The organism is Natrinema saccharevitans (genome assembly GCF_001953745.1).
Classification (GTDB): domain Archaea; phylum Halobacteriota; class Halobacteria; order Halobacteriales; family Natrialbaceae; genus Natrinema; species Natrinema saccharevitans.
Map to the genome: position 1 here is coordinate 3270651 of NZ_LWLN01000001.1, position 16191 is coordinate 3286841.

Below are 16191 nucleotides of genomic sequence, written 5' to 3' on the forward strand. Positions count from 1 at the left end.
GTTCGACGAGTTCAGTGACGCCTGACGCCGGCCTCAGCGTCCGGTCGGCACGGACTCGCGGACCGGCCGATCGTGGGTGACGAGTTCGTGGACGCCGACGAGGACGACGGGCAGCGCGATGAGCGCGCCCTCGAACGTGACGCCAGCAGCCCCAGCGCGACGATCAAGATCGTCGCGCAGGCCGGCGCGCGGACCGCCTCGATCGCGAGCATCCTGCCCGCGGTCACCGCGACGGCGACGACGCCGCTCGTGACCAGCCGAAGCTGGTCGACCACGAACGTCGGCGCGGCGGTCGTGACCTCGAGCCCGGGCGCGATGGTGTGGTAGGCGACGATCCCGACGGCGTGGCCGCCGATCACCCGCCACGGCGCGGTCACCTCCCCCTCGCGGACCGTCGCCAGCAGGAACGCCGTGGGCCCCAGACTCGGAAAGAGCAGCGCCTGCCCGGACACCCACGCCAGCAGGCCCGGCACCGCGAGCAAAACGCCGGTGGGTCGAGAAGGCCGCACCGTCTCTCTTGCTCGAGACGTTCGGCGGACGGGCGGATCTGCCGTTTGCTGTGACGATCGCCGGGAGGCCGAAAACGTAACGGCACCGCGCTTCGGAGGAACGGCCGTGACACTCGCTGGTACCGTGGCGACGTGGCCGGACCTCCTTCGACTCGTCGCCGTCCCCGTCTTCGCCTGGACGGCCTACCGCGACATCGAGTCCAGGCGCGTCTCGAGTACCGTCTGGATCCCCCTCTCGGTACTCGGAACCGTCCTACTCGTCTGGGACGGCTGGCTCGCTTGGACCGCCGGCGGGACCGCCTGGACCTACGATTTCCTCGTCCCGACGGCGATCAGCCTGGGACTGGTCGTCCCCATCGCCTACCTGTTCTGGTGGGTCGGCGGCTTCGGCGGAGCCGACGCGAAGGCCCTGCTCGTTCTCGCCGTATTGTTCCCGATGTTCCCCGAGTACGCGCTGGGAGCGGCGACGCTGCCGCTCGAGCCGACCCGGATCGGTGCTTTCTCGTTCACGATCCTGACCAACGCCGTCCTCGTCGCGGTCGCGCTCCCGGTCGCGCTGGCGATCCGCAACGCCGCCGCGGGTCGGATCGCGCCGGTGATGTTCGTCGGCTGGCCGGTCTCGTGGGACCGGATCCCGGAGACCCACGGCCGCCTGCTCGAGACGCCGACGGGGCTCTCGCGGGGCGGCCTCGACCTCGATGCCCTGCGGATGTACCTGCGCTGGCGCGGGCTCTCACTGGCCGAGCTACGTGAGGCCCCCGAGCGGTACCGCGACCCCGCGACCCTCCCGAACGAGCCGAATCCGCCGACCGACGGCGCGGTCACCGCGGACGTCGACCTCCGGGGCGACGGCGGGACGCTCGAGGGGGCCGAGGCCGAGACGGCCGCGACCGCGGCGTCCGACGCGCGGGGAGCGCCCGCGGTCGACGATCCGTGGGGTGCCGAGGCGTTCCTGGACGACATCGAGGGATCGGCCTACGGCACGACGCCCGAGACACTCCGGGAGGGACTCGAGGTGCTTTCCGAGAACGAGACGGTCTGGATATCGCCGGGAACGCCGTTCCTGGTGCCGATCTTCGCCGGACTGGTGATCGCGCTGGTCTACGGCGACCTCCTGCTCGGGACCCTACTCTAGGGTCCGCTCGTAGAGTGGCACCAGCGCCGTCCAGAAGAGGACGAAGGCGACGCCCGCGCCGATCAGGACGAGCCACGGACCGCCCCGTCCGGTCGGCACGCCGGTCGAGAGGAGGACGAAGGTGCCGGCGAACAGCAGACAGCAGACGAGGACGCTGCCGAGTTCCAGGATCGTGGCGACGGGGTGGGCGCGAAACTGGGCGACGATGCCGGCGATGGCCATACGCGAGGGTCGCGTGCGGACGGCAAAAACGTCACGGCGGTCTCTTGCGCGGATCGCGTGACACCGCCGGCGTCGGCGCTCAACCGACGACGTAGGACTGATCGTCGCCCCGCGTTTCGGTATCGACGAACTGGTGGCGGGGCCCAGACTCTATAGTAGCTCTTGAAACGATTTACACACCGCTCACAACGCTGTCCTGCGATCGGGTGTGCATTGACTTTCAAGAGCTACTATAACTCGCCCGCGAACGAGGGGTTGTCCGCGTCGGTGTCGTACTCCGCGTTCGCCCCGCGGAGATCGTGGGCCGCGAGCAGCTCGCGGAACGCGGTCGGCCCGCTCGAGACGCCGCCGGCCGCGCGAGAATCGGGTCGCGATGTCAGGCTCGAGATTCGATGTCGTCGGCGATGTCGTCGAGTTCGTCCTCGGAGAGGTCGGGCCGCTCGCCCGCGACGGCGTGGATGGGGCCGCCGCCGTCGCCCTCGAACCGGGGGACGATGTGACAGTGGACGTGAGGCACTTCCTGGCCGGCTTCCTCGCCGTTGTTGAACGCGACGGTGGTCGCGTCGGCGTCGACCGCGTCCTCGACGACGGGAACCATGCGGTGGACGGTGTCGTAGAGGTCCGCGGCGACGTCGTCGGGGACGTCGTTCAGCCGCTCGTACTCGTCTTTGGGGATGACGAGCGTGTGGCCCGGCGCGAGCGGGTTGGCGTCCAGGAAGGCGATCGTCGTCTCGTCTTCGTACACGATCCGCGCGGGGATCTCACCCTCCACGATCTGGCTGAAGATCGTACTCATACGCGGGTATGTGTCGCCTCGTGGTAAGAAGCTTACTCGCCGTCACCGCGGGCCGGGCCGCGACACAGGTCGTCGAGCGTTTCGCCGATCGCGCCGAGGTACTCCGCGGGTTCGTCTCCCAACCGGCCGATCCACACGTCCTGATACGAGGGATGTAGAACCGGAACGAGCCACACGTCCAGCTCGTCGCATCGGACCGGCTCGAGGACGCTGTCGAGAAAGCCCCCGAGGTCTCGCCCCTCGGCCGCGAGTACCGTCTTCGTCGCGTGTTTGCCGGTCGCCAGAACGACTATCGGATCGATCTCCTCGAGTTCGGTCAGTAGGTGCGATCGACAGGCCGCGCGCTCCTCGGGCGTCGGCTCGCGGTTCGTGGTCGGGTCGTCGGCGTCCGCAGGAAAACACTTCACCGCGTTCGTGTAGTAGGCGTCGTCGCCGTAGCCGACCTCGGCGAGTATGCGCCGGATTCGGCGACCGGAGTGTCTCGAGGTGTAGGCCTTGCCGGTCCAGTTACCGCCCCGCCAGCGGTCCGCCTCGGGGTTCCCGTAGCCGGGGGCCTCGCCGACGACCACGACGCTCGCGTCGGGCGGGCCGGTCCCCCACGAGATGCACTCGCGGGACTCGGCCAGTCGAGGACAGCGCGTGCAGTCGGGCTCGAGGACGTTGCGGTCGGTCGGGAGGGGAGGGTCGTCGCCGGTCGCCGAACCGTCGTCGGCGTCGGTCTCGGAATCGGACGCGGGCACGGTCCGGACTACGTCCCCAGCGGTTTAGCCGAGTCGGTTCCCGGTCGCGGTTGCCGGTCGAGTCGTCGTCGCCGCCCGTGCGGACGCGTCGCACGCGAGGGGACAGGTTTACCTTGTGTGGGTGGGTACTGGGGACACTGATGACATCCATCGGGCCGGAACTGCTCGCGGAAGCACTGCAACTGCTCCTCTATACCGTCGTCGCCGGGGCCCTGACGGTCGGCGGCGTCCTCGTCGAACAGGCGAGCCTCCAGCACCTCGGTGCGGGTGAGGCGATGATCGCCCTGTGGCTCGGCGCGCTCGGCGGCCTCATGCTGTATGCCGGTGCGTACGGCGTCGGCTACCAGAAGGTCCTCTCCGAGTACGTCTGAGTCGTCCGTTCGCCGGTCGATTTCGACCGCGCGTCGCAACCGATCCAAGTGATCGCTGCTGACAGTGTCACAACCGATCGCACGGCGGCCGTGCGATCGGCGTGAGCGCCGATTCGAGTCGCGCTCACCGGATGTCGGTGAGCGTCGGTCCGTTATGTGTCGTTACTCTTCCAGACGACCGTCGAGCCGTCGGTATCGATCCGGCTACTCTCACTGGTTTCCAGCAGCGTGGCCGCATCGACCGACACGTCGCCGCTAGATGGGGAGACGACGACCGCCGTCTCGTGGTTGTCACCCGGTGCAGTAGCGTCGACGTGTATGTCACCGGTCGGCTCGACGCCGTGGACGGCCAGCGTGATCGTCTCGGCGGTCGGGAACCGATCCCGTAACCGCTCCGTCGCCTCTTCGTCGTTCGTCACGAGCGTTCGAACCGTCTCGAGTTCGGCGTCGGTCAGTTCGCCGTCCGGATCGCGGACCGCGAGTTCGGCGTCGGTCGACGCACCGTCGGTGTCGTCGGCGTCGGTATCGACGGTGAACGTCTCCCCGTCGTCGCCGGTCGCTACCGACCGGACGTCGAACCGGGTGACAGACTCCACGGTGGACGCCACGTCGGTCGACAGGTCGTCCACGATTGCGCCGTCGTCGACGAGTTCGATCCGCCGGTCGGACACGTCGATATCGGTCGCTTCCGTGGCCTCGAGTCGGGTATCCGACTCGACGGGATCGGTGTCGGTGCCGACGACGTCGACGGTGCCGGTATCGGTGTCGACCGTCGCCTCCAGCAGGGGACGCGCGTCCCCGTGTTCGGCCGTTCGATCCGGGTGGATGCGGACGTGCGCGCTGTCGTCGTCCCGCTGTAGCGAGCCGTAGACTTCGAGGACTAGGTCGTCCGTTTCGACGTGATCGCGGAGCCAGTCCCCGGCCTCGTCGTCGTTCAGTACCATCGCCGGGATCGCCTCGAGTTCGGCGGTTCGATCCGCGCCGAACCCGTCGTCTTCGTTCGAAACCGTAAACTCGTATCCGTCGACGTCGATCGTCGACTGGTGGTGCGGTTCGTCGGCCGGTTCGTCAGTCCCGGAACTCGCGCCGGTCGCGGCGGCGACGCCACCGGTCCCGATGGCGAGCAATACCGCGAGCGCGAGTGCGGTCAGTTTCGTTTTCGTTTGCATGATGTCTCTCGGGCGATCGCGACGACCGGCCGTCGACGGGCGTCGATCGTTCCGCCGGGTCGGTCGTTCGCGTCGCCCGGTTACGGGTCGTTTGAAAGCCCCCTTAGGCACCCGTTGAAAACGAGTTTCGGAACGGTTACGGGCGGCATTTCGGCAGATTTGCGGATGATCCCTACAACAGCAGGACCGTGTTCCCCATCCCGCGTCGCTTCCGCTCGACGAGGTTCTTGGTCTCGAGGCCGTCCAATCCCCGACTGACGGTCGCTTTCGACAGGTCGGTCCGCTCGACGATCTCGCTCTGGGGCAACACGCCGTCGGCCTCGAGCAGCGTCTCGTAGATCTCGCGCTCGTTGTTCGCGAGTCGCTCGGCCGTCTCCTCCCACTCCCGGCGGCGGGCCTCGAGGAGTTCGTCGCTCGGTTCGCCGTCGGCTTTCGTTTCGGCGGGAGCCGGTCCCGCCTGTTCCTCGTCGCCGTTCGGCCGTCGCCGCGCCGTGCCGGAGTCCGCGCCTCCGTCTCCGAGGAGGATGTACGTGCCGCTCGCGCCGAGCGAACACGCCGCGACCGCGATCACTGCGACGTCGGCGTATTCGAAGTAGCCGCCCAGTTCGGCGACTTCGGTCCCGTTTTCGCCGACCGTGACCATGACCGGCGACGGGTTGATCAGTTGGATCGCCAGTACGATCGTCGACGCGAGAAAGAGGACCGCCGCGAAGAGCTGTCTGGTGTGGAGGGCCCGCAGGTCCATAGGTCGCCATTCGAACACGTCTCCTAATGACCTCCGATTCGGTTCGGGAAAACAGCCGTGAAACGACCCTGAAACAGGCCTGAAACGCGTTTCAAACGAGTTTCGACACAACGTTGATGGGGGCTTCCGGACAACGACGTACGTATGAACCGTCCCGTGGTCGTCCGGGTGATCGCGTTGCTCGCTCTCGCGTCGTTCGGCGTCGGAACGGCGTGGGCGGGGGCCGCCGTCGGGCTCGGCGACCCGATCGCGGCCGGCCCCGGCGGCGAGTTCAGCGTCTCCGAAACCGACGTGACGTTTTCGGACGGCGACCGCGAGGTCACCGTCCTCGAGAACGTCTCCGGAACCGAGTCGATCGAGATCGCGGCGGCCGACGGGCGACTGACCGTCGATTCCGAACCGGCCGATCCGCTGACGGACGCGGAACGCGACCGCGCCCTCGAGATCGCGCGCGACAACGAGACCGTCACACGGCGGCTCGCGTCGATGGACGAGTACGAACTCGCGGTCGAACCCATCTACGGGATCCACGCTGACTCGGTGCAGCAAACGTCGATCTCCGGCTCCGAGTGGACGGTCGTCGAGGCGGAAAACGGGACCGAGGTCCGGACGTTCGACGTCGAATCCGAACCTTCCTCGGTCGAGCAAGGAGACGACGAAGTCGTGATTTCGCCCGCCGAGCAGTCGTACGCCGACGACGACGTCACCGTCGAGATCAGCGAACCGGGATCGAGCGAGCCGCGATACGAAGCGCAGGTCGATCTGGCGGCCGAGCGGGTCGTCATCGTCACGGACTGAGCTGCCTGCGACGACGCCGAGCCGACACTGCGGCTATACCGCGCGGGACCCGCGATATCGATTCCTCTTTACTGCCGGAGGCGATTAGGTCGGGTATGAGCAGGTTCGCCGAGGTCGACGACCAGTACGACCCCCACGAACTCGAGCAGCGGGTCTTCGAGTACTGGGACGACGTCGACGCCTACGAGCAGACGGTCGAGCATCGGTCCGACGGTGAGTCCTTCTTCTTCGTCGACGGCCCGCCGTACACGTCGGGGTCGGCCCACATGGGGACGACCTGGAACAAGTCGCTGAAAGACGTTTACCTCCGCTTCTTCCGGATGCAGGGGTACGACGTCACCGACCGCCCCGGCTACGACATGCACGGGCTCCCTATCGAGACTCGCGTCGAGGAGAAACTCGGCTTCGAGAACAAAAAGGACATCGAGGAGTTCGGCGAGGAGAACTTCATCCAGGAGTGCAAGGACTACGCCGACGAGCAACTCGAGGGCCTGCAGGCGGACTTTCAGGACTTCGGGGTCTGGATGGACTGGGACGACCCCTACAAGACGGTCGAACCGGAGTACATGGAGGCCGCGTGGTGGGGATTCTCGAACGCCGCCGACCGCGGCTTAGTCGAGAAGGGCCACCGATCGATCTCGCAGTGCCCCCGGTGTGAGACCGCGATCGCGAACAACGAGGTCGAGTACGAGGACGTCGAGGACCCCTCGATCTACGTCAAGTTTGACCTCGAGGACCGGGACGGGAAACTCGTCATCTGGACGACGACGCCGTGGACGATTCCCGCCAACACCTTCGTCGCGGTCGACGAGGAGGGCGAGTACGTCGGCGTCCGCGCCGAGAGAGACGGCGAGGAGGAACTGCTGTACGTCGCCGAGCCGAAGTTCGAGGAGGTACTGAAAGCGGGCCGCTACGACGACTACGAAGTCGTCGAGGAACACACCGGCGAGGACCTGCTCGGGTGGGCCTACGAACACCCGATGGCCGACCGCGTCCCCGCCCACCCCGACCACGAGGGGGCCTGTCAGGTCTACGCCGCGGACTACGTCGACACGCACGGCGACGGGACCGGCCTCGTTCACTCCGCGCCCGGCCACGGTGAGGAGGACTTCGAGCGCGGCCGCGAACTCGACTTCCCGATCTTCTGTCCCGTCGGCAGCGACGGCGTCTACACCGATCAGGGCGGCGCGTACGAGGGACAGTTCGTCCGCGACGCCAACGAGGAGATCATCGCCGACCTCGAGGACGACGGCGACCTGCTCGCGTCGGAGACGATCTCCCACAGCTACGGCCACTGCTGGCGCTGTGACACGGGCATCGTCCAGATCGTCACCGACCAGTGGTTCATCACGATCACCGACGTGAAAGACGAGCTGCTCGACAACATCGAGGACAGCGAGTGGCACCCCGAGTGGGCCCGCGACAACCGCTTCCGTGACTTCGTCGAGGAAGCGCCGGACTGGAACGTCTCGCGCCAGCGCTACTGGGGCATCCCGCTGCCCGTCTGGACCCCCGAGGACCGCGACGACGACGAGGACCGCATCGTCGTCGGCGACCGCGAGGAACTCGCCGAGCGGGTCGATCAGGAGATCGACCCCGACGAGGTCGACCTCCACAAGGACACCGTCGACGAGTTGACGATCACCGAGGACGGGACCACTTATACCCGCGTCCCCGACGTTTTCGACGTCTGGCTCGACTCCTCGGTCGCCTCGTGGGGCACCCTGAACTACCCCTCCGACGACAGCCGCTTCGACGAACTCTGGCCCGCCGACTTCATCCTCGAGGCCCACGACCAGACCCGAGGTTGGTTCTGGTCCCAGCTGGGGATGGGCACCGCCGCGCTCGGCGACAGCCCCTACGAGGAGGTGCTGATGCACGGCCACGCGCTGATGCCCGACGGCCGCGCGATGAGCAAGTCCAAGGACATCCTGATCGATCCCCACGAGGCGATCGACCGCCACGGCCGGGACGTGATGCGGCTGTTCCTGCTGTCGAACAACCCGCAGGGCGAGGACATGCGCTTCGACTGGGACGGGATGCAGACGATGGAGAACCACCTCCGGACGCTGTGGAACGTCTTCCGGTTCCCGCTGCCGTACATGCGGTTAGACGAGTTCGATCCCACCGAGACGACCCTCGAGTCGGTCGACGACCACCTCGAGCCCCTCGACGAGTGGGTCCTCGCTCGGCTGCAGTCCACGAAGGCCGAGATGACCGACGCGTTCGAGGACTTCCGCCAGGACAAGGCCATCGACGCTCTCCTCGAGTTCGTCGTCGAGGACGTCTCCCGATTCTACGTGCAGGCGGTCCGCGAGCGCATGTGGGACGAGGCCGACAGCGATTCGAAACGGGCCGCCTACGCGACGCTCTACCGCGTGCTGCGGGAGACGGTCGCGCTGCTGGCTCCCTACGCGCCGTTCATCAGCGAGGAGATCTACGGCACGCTGACCGGCGACGACGGCCACCCGACCGTCCACATGGAGGACTGGCCCGCAGTCGAGGAGTACTGGGCCGACGAACAACTCGAGACCGACGTCGCGCTCCTCCGCGCGATCGAGGAAGCCGGCGCGAACGCCCGCCAGCAGGCCGGCCGCAAGCTTCGCTGGCCCGTCCCGCGGGTCGTCGTCGCCGCCGACGACGAGCGGGTCGTCGAGGCCGTGTCCCGCCACCCCGGCCTGCTCGAGGAGCGGCTCAACGCCCGCGAGATCGAACTCGTCTCGCCCGACGAGCGCTGGGGCGAACTCGCCTACAGCGCCGAGGCCGACATGAGCGAACTCGGGCCGGCCTTCGGCGACCGCGCCGGACAGGTCATGAACGCGCTCAACGAAGCCCGCATCGACGAGCCGGGTCTCGAGGCGATCGAAGACGCCGTGTCCGACGTCCTCGAGGACGACGAGGAGATCTCCGACGAGATGGTCTCGTTCGTGACTCAGACCCCCGACGACGTCGCCGGCACCGCCTTCGGCCTCGACGGCGACGACCGCGGCGTCGTCTACGTCGACGCCTCGCTGACCGACGACATCGAGAGCGAGGGCTACGCCCGCGAGGTCATCCGCCGGGTTCAGGAGATGCGCAAGGACCTCGACCTCGACGTCGAGGAGCGGATCGCGCTGGATCTCACGATCGAGGACGATCGCGTGGCCGATCTCGTCGCCGAACGCACGGACCTCATCAGCGAGGAAGTCCGCGCCGACGAGCGCCGCGAGGTCGAGGACGGCCACCGCAAGGAGTGGGAGGTCGAGGGCGTGACGATGGAGATCGCGCTCGAGCCGCTTGCGGCCGCCGAGGCGTCGGACTGAGACCGGTAATTCACAGACCGGGAGGCGAAGCCGACCGGTCTGGTTTTTGGTCCAGATTTTTGCGTGAGCGGTCGCGAACATCGTGAGCGACCCGAGCGGAAAAAGGTGGATGCCGAGATCGCGCTCGAGCGAGGTGCGACCGTCGAGTCGACCACCGGCTTCGAGCGGACCGGCGAGCGGAGCCTCGAGTGGACGGGGACGACCGACGAGCCGACGGTACGATATACGATGCCGGCCGATCGAACGGGTGAGCGGGGTGCCGACGCGATCGGCGAGGGGTATTCCTTCGTCGACACCGGCGAGTGGGCGGTCGTCCCGGTTCCGGACGTGGCGATCTCGCTGCGCCGGACGGATCCCGTCGGCATCGAGGAGACGGTCCGCGTCGACGGCCCCGGCGCGACCGGCGGCGACATCGCGTTCTTCGGCGCGGTGACCGAACGCGAGCGGACCGTCGACGGGGAGCGGTTCCGGCTGGCCGTCCCCGAGGCCGCGACACTCGAGGAGTCGCCCGACGCGATCCTCGCGGCGCTGGCCGACGCGAGCGACCGGCTCGAGGTCGGAGCGCGACCCGACGAGACGTTCGTCGTCGCGGTCCCCGACACCGTCGACTGGGGACTGCGGGGCATCCAGTACGGCGAGTCCGACGCCTGGGTCGTCGCGGACGAACCGCTCGACGGTCCGAACCCGGCCTGGCTCCACGAGTACGTCCACGTCCGCCAGCGCTTTGCAAACACCGCCGACGGGACGACGACCGAGACGGAGTGGGTCGTCGAGGGGCAGGCGGATTACCACGCGGGACTGCTGGCCCTCGAGGCCGGATACACCGATTTCGAGCAGTTCAGCCGACTGCTCGAGCGCGGGACGGAGTCGCCTTACGCGGACGGCGCGCTCGCCGACCCCGCGACGTGGGACCACGAGCGCACCGATTACGTCAACGGCGCGCTTGTAGCCGGCGAGATCGACCGACAGTTACGGGTCGCGACCGACGGGGATCGGACGCTGGCGGACGTCGTCCGGAAACTGAACGCCGACGATGACGCGGTGACCGAGGCGGACCTCCTGGAGTCGATCGAGGCCTACGGCGGGACGGCCGTTCGGACCGACGCCGAGCGCTACACCCGCACGGACGCGACGCCCGACGTGTGGAGCCGGTCGGATCACGGGGCCGCGTTCGACCAGTCGGTCGCGAGCTTCGCGTCCGGGTTCGGCACCGGCCCGATCGAGGTCGCCGGCGAGGAGTGGCCGCGGTGGTCGGCGTCCGAAGCGGGCGTCGAGGCCGGCACTGACGAGGCGATCGTCGTGCCCGCCGGCGAGGCGGTGACGGTCCCGGCGACGGTCGACAACGTTGGCGAGCGCGAGGGGACGTACGACCTGACGCTGGGGGCCGACGGCAGGACCGTCGATCACCGGCAGGGGACGCTCGCGCCCGGCGAGGACCGCTCTCACCGGCTCTCGTGGACGCCCGCCGATCCCGGGACGTACGTCCTGCGAATCGGCTCGGACCGGCTGACGGCCGTCGTCCGCTCGGCCCCGAGCGTGACCGTCACCGACCTCCGACTCGAGCCCGAGTCGGCCGACCCCGGCGAGGCGGTGACGGCGACCGCAACAGTCGAGGCTGCCGCCGACGGTCCCGGAGCCGCCGTCCTCGCGTTCAGGACGATCGACGGCGTCGCCGCCGAGCGACCGGTGGCGGTCCGCCCCGACGGGACGGCGACGGTCGAAGCCCAACTCCGGTTCGACGAGGCGGGTCGGTACGAGATCGGCGCCGGCGATCGAACGGCGACGGTCAGCGTCGGCGAGACGGGGCCGGCCGCGGCGCTCGAAGGCGTTCCCGGCTTCGGGGTGCCGGCGGCGCTCGGTGCGCTCCTGTTGCTGTTCGCGATCGCGTTCGCGCCGCGGCGACGGTAATGCCCGCGCCGCCTCACTCGAAGTCGACCCGGAACCGACAGGCGTCGGCCCCGTCTTCGACGCAGTCGGTCTTCGTGACGGTCGCGTCGGCGTCGAACGCGGCGACGAGTCCGTCGAGAATGCCGTGGGCGAGCCCGCAGTACCGGCGGTCTCGGTGAGTGTCGTACGTGACGGTCGCGTGATCGGACTCGCGGGTACAGGACAGCTCCGGCAGTGACGTCTCGTCGGTGGCGGTTTCGATGTCGTCGTAGACGTCTTCGAGGCCGACCAGCAACTCGGGGAGGTCCCAGTCGCTGCCGACGTGTGCGCTGAACGTCGAGAGCAGCTCCGGGGCCAGCCGCCGGCCGAAGTCGCGTTCGATCGCGGCCCTGTCCTGTGTCGCCATCCCCGAGAGCGTCTCGAGGATGGCGTCGATCTCGTCGTCGTCGTAATGCGAGACGGGCAGATACAGCTTCGGCTCCAGTTCCGATCGCTCGACGATCGTGTCCCAGGTGTCGTCGTCGGTCCGTTCGACGACGTACTCCTCGAGGGTCTTGTGGACGATTCCGTGCATGTTCCCCCGCGTTGCCGCCGCGCGGTCGATCCGACCGTGGCGTGCGACGCGATACCACCTAGACCCGTGTCCGGCGACTACTTAATCGTTTACTTACAGGTGTTCGGCGAGCGTGGGGGCGACCGAGACGGTATCGACGCCCCGCTCGATGGTGTCGGTGCCGTAGATCGCCTCGACGCCGGCCCGCGAGAGCTTCGTGACGGCGTCGCGGGCGAGCAGCGGGTGGACGCAGGTGACGAACAGGCGGTCGGCGTCGCGCTCGGTGAGGACGCCGACGGCTTCGCTCATCGTCGAGCCCGTCGCGATGATGTCGTCGACGACGACGACGTCGCGGTCGGCTACGTCGACATCGCTGGGCGTGATCTCGACCTCGGTGCCGGAGTGGCGGGTCTTCTCGAAGTAGTCGGTTTCGCCCGTCCCGTAGGCGTCGCGGGCCGTCTCGGCCAGTTCGATCGCGCCGGCGTCCGGCGAGAGAAAGACGGGTTCGGTGAGGTCGTCGGGAAGGGGATCGGCCAACTGGCCAGCCGCGTCGACGGCCGTCGCCGTCGGCTCGAAGAACTCACAGACGGCGGTCTCGTGGGGATTGACGGTCAGCACGCGGTCGGTCCCGGTCGAGATCGCGCGGGCGACCGCCCGCGCGGAGACGGGATGGCCCGGCTCGAAGGGCGCGTCCTGACGGCCGTACCCCATGTAGGGTAGGACGGTGACGATCTTCTCGACGCCGGCCTCGCGGACCGCGTCTTGCAACTGGAGCAGTTCGAGGTGGGCGTCGCTCGAGACGGTCGAGGCGACGATCACGGCCCGATCTGGGTCGGCCTCGGCGACGCCGGGGGCGGCCGCGAGCAGTTCGCCGTCGGGAAAGCGGTCGTACTCGACGGCGGCGAGCGGTTCCTCGAGTTCGCGTGCCAGCGCCGCGGCCAGTGCCTGCGACGCGGAGCCGCTGACGATCATAGTCGGTTCGACAGCGCGGGGGCTAAACCAGTTTTCGTTCTGGACCCGCTCGAGACGGCCGCCGGGCTCACGATCCGGAGCCGGTCTCGGCCTCGTCGACCGTCGCCTCGCCCTCCCCGCAGGGGCCGCCGCCGGTATCGCCGCTGATCGTCAGTCCGCCCTCGCGTCCGATCAACACGAAGACGTTGACGCAGTTGGGGCCGTTCCACCGCTCCGGAGTGATCCGTGTCGGGTCGCCGCCGTCGAGGCGTACCAGCACGCGGAACGCGCCGGGCTCGGTCGACCAGTCGCGCTCGAGATCGACGCCCTCGCCGCCCTCGAGGCCGTGGGTCGACCAGTGTTCGGGTTCGCCGTCGAACTCGACGATGACGTCGACGCTGTGTGACGTGTCGTCCAAGTTCTCGACGACGACGTTTCCGAGCAGCGTCCCGCCGGCGCCCTCGTCGGCGTCGGTCCCGTCATTGCCGGTCGAATCGTCGCCGTCCGTCGAGCCGTCCCCGTTGCCGTTCCCCGAATCGTCGCTCCCCGTACAGCCGGCGACCGCGCCGGTGAGGGCAGTGCCGGTCACGGCAAGCAGTCGCCGTCGTGGTATCGCTCCCATCTATCTCGTGGGTGGTCAGCCCGCGTAGTTAAACCTCCGTCAGACGCCGATCGGGCAGTCGCCCCCGCTATCGAACGGCCAGCCCGGTCACCTCGCGGACCCCGATCGGGTGGGGACGCCACCCGTCCTCGCCGGCCGCGAGGAACGTCCCGGCTTCGGTCACGGCGTAGGTCGTCTCTCCGTAGCCGACGTCGACGATCGGTTCGCTCGCGTCCTCGATCGCCCGCCACTCGTCGTCGCCGGCGTAGCCGTAGATCTCCTCGCCAGCGATCGCGTATGCGCGTGCGAGTCGGCCCGGCTCCGAACGGGGGTCCGCCGAAACGGCGTCGAACGGCCCCTCTCGGATCGGCATCCAGCCGTTACCCAGTTTGTACAGGCCCTCGGCGGTGGCCGCGAGCGGGACGCCGGCCGCCGAGACGTCTCGCACGTCGGTCAGACCGGCGTGGTCGAGCCCGCCGTCGCGGACCCGGTAGACACCGTCGTCCGTTCCGACGAGGTCGCCGTCGATCGCCCGCACCGCCGCGACGCCCTCGCCCTCGAGGTCGGTCCACTCCTCGGTACCGGCCGGCCGGCGGGCGATCCGGCCGTCGGGGGCGGCCGCGAACAGTTCGCCGCCGTCGGCGCCGACGGCGACCGCCGGGCCGAACCCGGTCTCGGCGAACGTCTCCGTATCCTCGCCGTCCTCGAGTCGAGCAACCCGGACGTCCTCGTCGGTCGCGATCGCGACGGCCTCGTCGGTCGTCGCGACGTCTCGAGCCGGACGGCGTTCGCAGAGGCCGAACTCGCCGACGGTGTCGCCGGCGACGCGGACGCGGACGACGCCGGTCGCGCTCGCGACGTAGGCGGTGATCGCGCCCTCGCGGTCGCCGTAGACGCGTTTCTCCTCGATCGAGTGCATACCTGACCGTGGACGGGGTGGGCCGAAAACGTTCCGTCCCGGGGCCGTCCCTCGGGATCGGTTTGCGGAATCACTATGGGGCGGCCCCGCCGACTAACGCGTAATGGAGATATTCGGATCGAGCGGGACGCGGGGCGTCGCCAACGAGGAGCTGACGCCCGCGTTCGTTCTCCGCGTCGCGAAGGCGGCGGGGACGATCTGGGTCGAGGACGCCGGTGCAAAGCGGGTCGGGATCGCCCGCGATACCCGCTACACCGGACGAATGCTGGCCGATGCGGCCGCGAGCGGGCTGGCGAGTATCGGCATCGACGTCGACCGACTGGGGATCGTTCCGACGCCGGGGGCACAGGCCTACGCCGAACGCGAGGGGGTCCCGGTGATCGTCGTCACGGCCTCGCACAACCCGCCCCAGTACAACGGGATCAAACTCGTCGGGGCCGACGGCGTCGAACTCTCGGTCGCGACTCTCGAGGCCATCGAGGACCGGCTGCTGGCCGAGTCGTTCACGGCGGCCGCCTGGGACGAGACGGGCCGAGTCCGCGAGATCGACGGCGTTTGCCGGGCCTACGTCGAGCAGCTGCTCGCGGCCGTCGATCGCGAGCCGATCGCCGACGCCGACCTGACCGTCGCGCTGGACCCCGGCCACGGCGCGGGCGCGCTGACCAGCCCGGAGTTCTTCCGGGAACTGGGCTGTCGGGTCGTCACCGTCAACGGCCAGCCCGACGGTCGATTCCCCGGTCGCGACCCCGAACCCGTCCCCGACAACCTCGCCGATCTGGGCCGGCTCGTCCGGTCGACCGACGCCGACGTCGGGATCGCCCACGACGGCGACGCCGACCGGGCGATCTTCTTCGACGAGGACGGCGAGTACGTCGAGGGCGACGCCACCCTCGCGGCGCTTGCCGCCGCCGAACTCGAGGCCGGCGACACGACCGTCTCGGCGGTCAACGTCTCCCAGCGGCTCGTCGACGTCGTGAACGAGGTCGGGGCCGACCTCGAGCTCACGCCGATCGGCTCGACGAACATCATCACCCGCATCCGCGAACTCGAGGACTCGGGCAAGCGGGTCCCGATCGCCGGCGAGGGCAACGGCGGGATCTTCTTCCCGAACTACCGGCTCTCGCGGGACGGTGCCTTCACCGCCGCCCGGTTCCTCGAACTCGTCGCCGAACGGCCGGTCAGCGAGATCGTCGCCCCCTACGACGGCTACGTCAACGTCCGGCGCAACCTCGAGTACGAGTCGACGGCGGAACGCGACGCGATGCTCGACGCGGCGGCCAACCAGGCCAAAGCGGCCGACGCGGACCTCAACACTCGAGACGGCTACCGGCTCGATTACGGCGACGCGTGGGTGCTGGCCCGTCCGTCCGGCACCGAGCCTCTCGTCCGGATCTACGCCGAGGCCCGCGAGGGCGACCGCGCCGAGGAACTCGTCGCGGACATGTACGACGCGTTGGCCGACGCGAAAGCCGACGCCTGAATCCGGTTTCTAT

The 16191-nt window shown here is 68.9% G+C and carries 15 protein-coding genes and 1 pseudogene; 6 read left to right on the forward strand and 10 right to left on the reverse strand.

The annotated features are described in order from the left end of the window. Positions 1 to 33: 33 nt before the first annotated feature. A pseudogene (locus A6E15_RS16605) lies at positions 34 to 567 on the reverse strand (HPP family protein). A gap of 48 nt (positions 568 to 615) precedes the next feature. Here A6E15_RS16605 and A6E15_RS16610 point away from each other — a divergent pair. Further along, entirely contained in the window at positions 616 to 1644 is a 1029-nt protein-coding gene (locus A6E15_RS16610) for an A24 family peptidase (RefSeq protein ID WP_076147856.1), read from the forward strand. Here A6E15_RS16610 and A6E15_RS16615 read toward each other — a convergent pair. The 3 genes from A6E15_RS16615 to A6E15_RS16625 form a co-directional block, all read right to left on the reverse strand. Beyond that, entirely contained in the window at positions 1636 to 1866 is a 231-nt protein-coding gene (locus A6E15_RS16615; RefSeq protein WP_076147857.1) for a hypothetical protein, read from the reverse strand. The genes A6E15_RS16610 and A6E15_RS16615 overlap by 9 nt on opposite strands. 376 nt (positions 1867 to 2242) lie before the next feature. Then, positions 2243 to 2662, reverse strand: a complete 420-nt coding sequence (locus A6E15_RS16620) for an HIT family protein (RefSeq protein ID WP_076147859.1) — start codon at positions 2660 to 2662, stop codon at positions 2243 to 2245. 32 nt (positions 2663 to 2694) lie between these two features. Then, positions 2695 to 3402, reverse strand: a complete 708-nt coding sequence (locus A6E15_RS16625; protein WP_076147860.1) for a uracil-DNA glycosylase — start codon at positions 3400 to 3402, stop codon at positions 2695 to 2697. 140 nt (positions 3403 to 3542) lie between these two features. Here A6E15_RS16625 and A6E15_RS16630 point away from each other — a divergent pair, with 140 nt between their 5' ends. Further along, positions 3543 to 3773, forward strand: coding sequence for a hypothetical protein (locus A6E15_RS16630; RefSeq protein ID WP_066300284.1), 231 nt, complete (start codon positions 3543 to 3545; stop codon positions 3771 to 3773). Positions 3774 to 3925: 152 nt separating this feature from the next. On the opposite strand, the gene A6E15_RS16635 is transcribed toward A6E15_RS16630, so the two are convergent. Both A6E15_RS16635 and A6E15_RS16640 read right to left on the reverse strand, forming a co-directional pair. Then, positions 3926 to 4942 (reverse strand): hypothetical protein, encoded by a 1017-nt coding sequence (locus A6E15_RS16635; RefSeq protein WP_076147862.1) that lies wholly within the window; start codon positions 4940 to 4942, stop codon positions 3926 to 3928. A 172-nt stretch (positions 4943 to 5114) separates the two neighbouring features. After that, positions 5115 to 5687, reverse strand: a complete 573-nt coding sequence (locus A6E15_RS16640; RefSeq protein WP_076147863.1) for a helix-turn-helix transcriptional regulator — start codon at positions 5685 to 5687, stop codon at positions 5115 to 5117. A gap of 144 nt (positions 5688 to 5831) precedes the next feature. On the opposite strand from A6E15_RS16640, the gene A6E15_RS16645 reads away from it, so the two are divergent. From A6E15_RS16645 to A6E15_RS16655, 3 genes are all read left to right on the forward strand, one after another. Further along, positions 5832 to 6485, forward strand: coding sequence for a hypothetical protein (locus tag A6E15_RS16645; protein ID WP_076147865.1), 654 nt, complete (start codon positions 5832 to 5834; stop codon positions 6483 to 6485). Positions 6486 to 6580: 95 nt separating this feature from the next. Next, entirely contained in the window at positions 6581 to 9787 is a 3207-nt protein-coding gene (gene ileS, locus A6E15_RS16650; RefSeq protein WP_076147867.1) for an isoleucine--tRNA ligase, read from the forward strand. 105 nt (positions 9788 to 9892) lie between these two features. Continuing rightward, positions 9893 to 11695, forward strand: a complete 1803-nt coding sequence (locus A6E15_RS16655) for a CARDB domain-containing protein (protein WP_245800589.1) — start codon at positions 9893 to 9895, stop codon at positions 11693 to 11695. Positions 11696 to 11708: 13 nt separating this feature from the next. On the opposite strand, the gene A6E15_RS16660 is transcribed toward A6E15_RS16655, so the two are convergent. The 4 genes from A6E15_RS16660 to A6E15_RS16675 all read right to left on the reverse strand — a co-directional run bounded on the left by A6E15_RS16660 (position 11709) and on the right by A6E15_RS16675 (position 14698). Then, the gene (locus A6E15_RS16660) at positions 11709 to 12248 is read right to left on the reverse strand and encodes a heme NO-binding domain-containing protein (RefSeq protein WP_076147869.1); all 540 of its coding nucleotides are present in this window, start codon (positions 12246 to 12248) and stop codon (positions 11709 to 11711) included. A gap of 93 nt (positions 12249 to 12341) precedes the next feature. Continuing rightward, positions 12342 to 13199: a ribose-phosphate diphosphokinase gene (locus tag A6E15_RS16665; RefSeq protein ID WP_076147871.1), complete on the reverse strand. Its 858-nt coding sequence runs from the start codon at positions 13197 to 13199 to the stop codon at positions 12342 to 12344. A 67-nt stretch (positions 13200 to 13266) separates the two neighbouring features. Further along, complete coding sequence (locus tag A6E15_RS16670; protein WP_076147873.1) at positions 13267 to 13800, reverse strand: hypothetical protein; 534 nt, start codon at positions 13798 to 13800, stop codon at positions 13267 to 13269. Between the two features lie 67 nt (positions 13801 to 13867). Further along, positions 13868 to 14698 carry an HVO_0234 family beta-propeller protein gene (locus A6E15_RS16675; RefSeq protein WP_076147874.1) on the reverse strand — a complete coding sequence of 277 codons (831 nt, stop codon included), beginning with the start codon at positions 14696 to 14698 and terminating at the stop codon, positions 13868 to 13870. Between the two features lie 103 nt (positions 14699 to 14801). Here A6E15_RS16675 and glmM point away from each other — a divergent pair, with 103 nt between their 5' ends. Continuing rightward, on the forward strand, positions 14802 to 16178 hold the full coding sequence (gene glmM / locus A6E15_RS16680) for a phosphoglucosamine mutase (RefSeq protein WP_076147876.1): 1377 nt from the start codon (positions 14802 to 14804) through the stop codon (positions 16176 to 16178). Positions 16179 to 16191 lie beyond the last annotated feature (13 nt).

Excerpts from the sequence above, each read along its gene's own strand:
- A6E15_RS16615 (WP_076147857.1), bottom strand. The coding sequence starts at position 1,866 with ATGGCCATCGCCGGCATCGTCGCCCAGTTTCGCGCCCACCCCGTCGCC.
- A6E15_RS16620 (WP_076147859.1), bottom strand. The coding sequence starts at position 2,662 with ATGAGTACGATCTTCAGCCAGATCGTGGAGGGTGAGATCCCCGCGCGG.
- A6E15_RS16630 (WP_066300284.1), top strand. The coding sequence starts at position 3,543 with ATGACATCCATCGGGCCGGAACTGCTCGCGGAAGCACTGCAACTGCTC.
- A6E15_RS16635 (WP_076147862.1), bottom strand. The coding sequence starts at position 4,942 with ATGCAAACGAAAACGAAACTGACCGCACTCGCGCTCGCGGTATTGCTC.
- A6E15_RS16640 (WP_076147863.1), bottom strand. The coding sequence starts at position 5,687 with ATGGACCTGCGGGCCCTCCACACCAGACAGCTCTTCGCGGCGGTCCTC.
- A6E15_RS16645 (WP_076147865.1), top strand. The coding sequence starts at position 5,832 with ATGAACCGTCCCGTGGTCGTCCGGGTGATCGCGTTGCTCGCTCTCGCG.
- ileS (WP_076147867.1), top strand. The coding sequence starts at position 6,581 with ATGAGCAGGTTCGCCGAGGTCGACGACCAGTACGACCCCCACGAACTC.
- A6E15_RS16660 (WP_076147869.1), bottom strand. The coding sequence starts at position 12,248 with ATGCACGGAATCGTCCACAAGACCCTCGAGGAGTACGTCGTCGAACGG.
- A6E15_RS16665 (WP_076147871.1), bottom strand. The coding sequence starts at position 13,199 with ATGATCGTCAGCGGCTCCGCGTCGCAGGCACTGGCCGCGGCGCTGGCA.
- A6E15_RS16670 (WP_076147873.1), bottom strand. The coding sequence starts at position 13,800 with ATGGGAGCGATACCACGACGGCGACTGCTTGCCGTGACCGGCACTGCC.
- A6E15_RS16675 (WP_076147874.1), bottom strand. The coding sequence starts at position 14,698 with ATGCACTCGATCGAGGAGAAACGCGTCTACGGCGACCGCGAGGGCGCG.
- glmM (WP_076147876.1), top strand. The coding sequence starts at position 14,802 with ATGGAGATATTCGGATCGAGCGGGACGCGGGGCGTCGCCAACGAGGAG.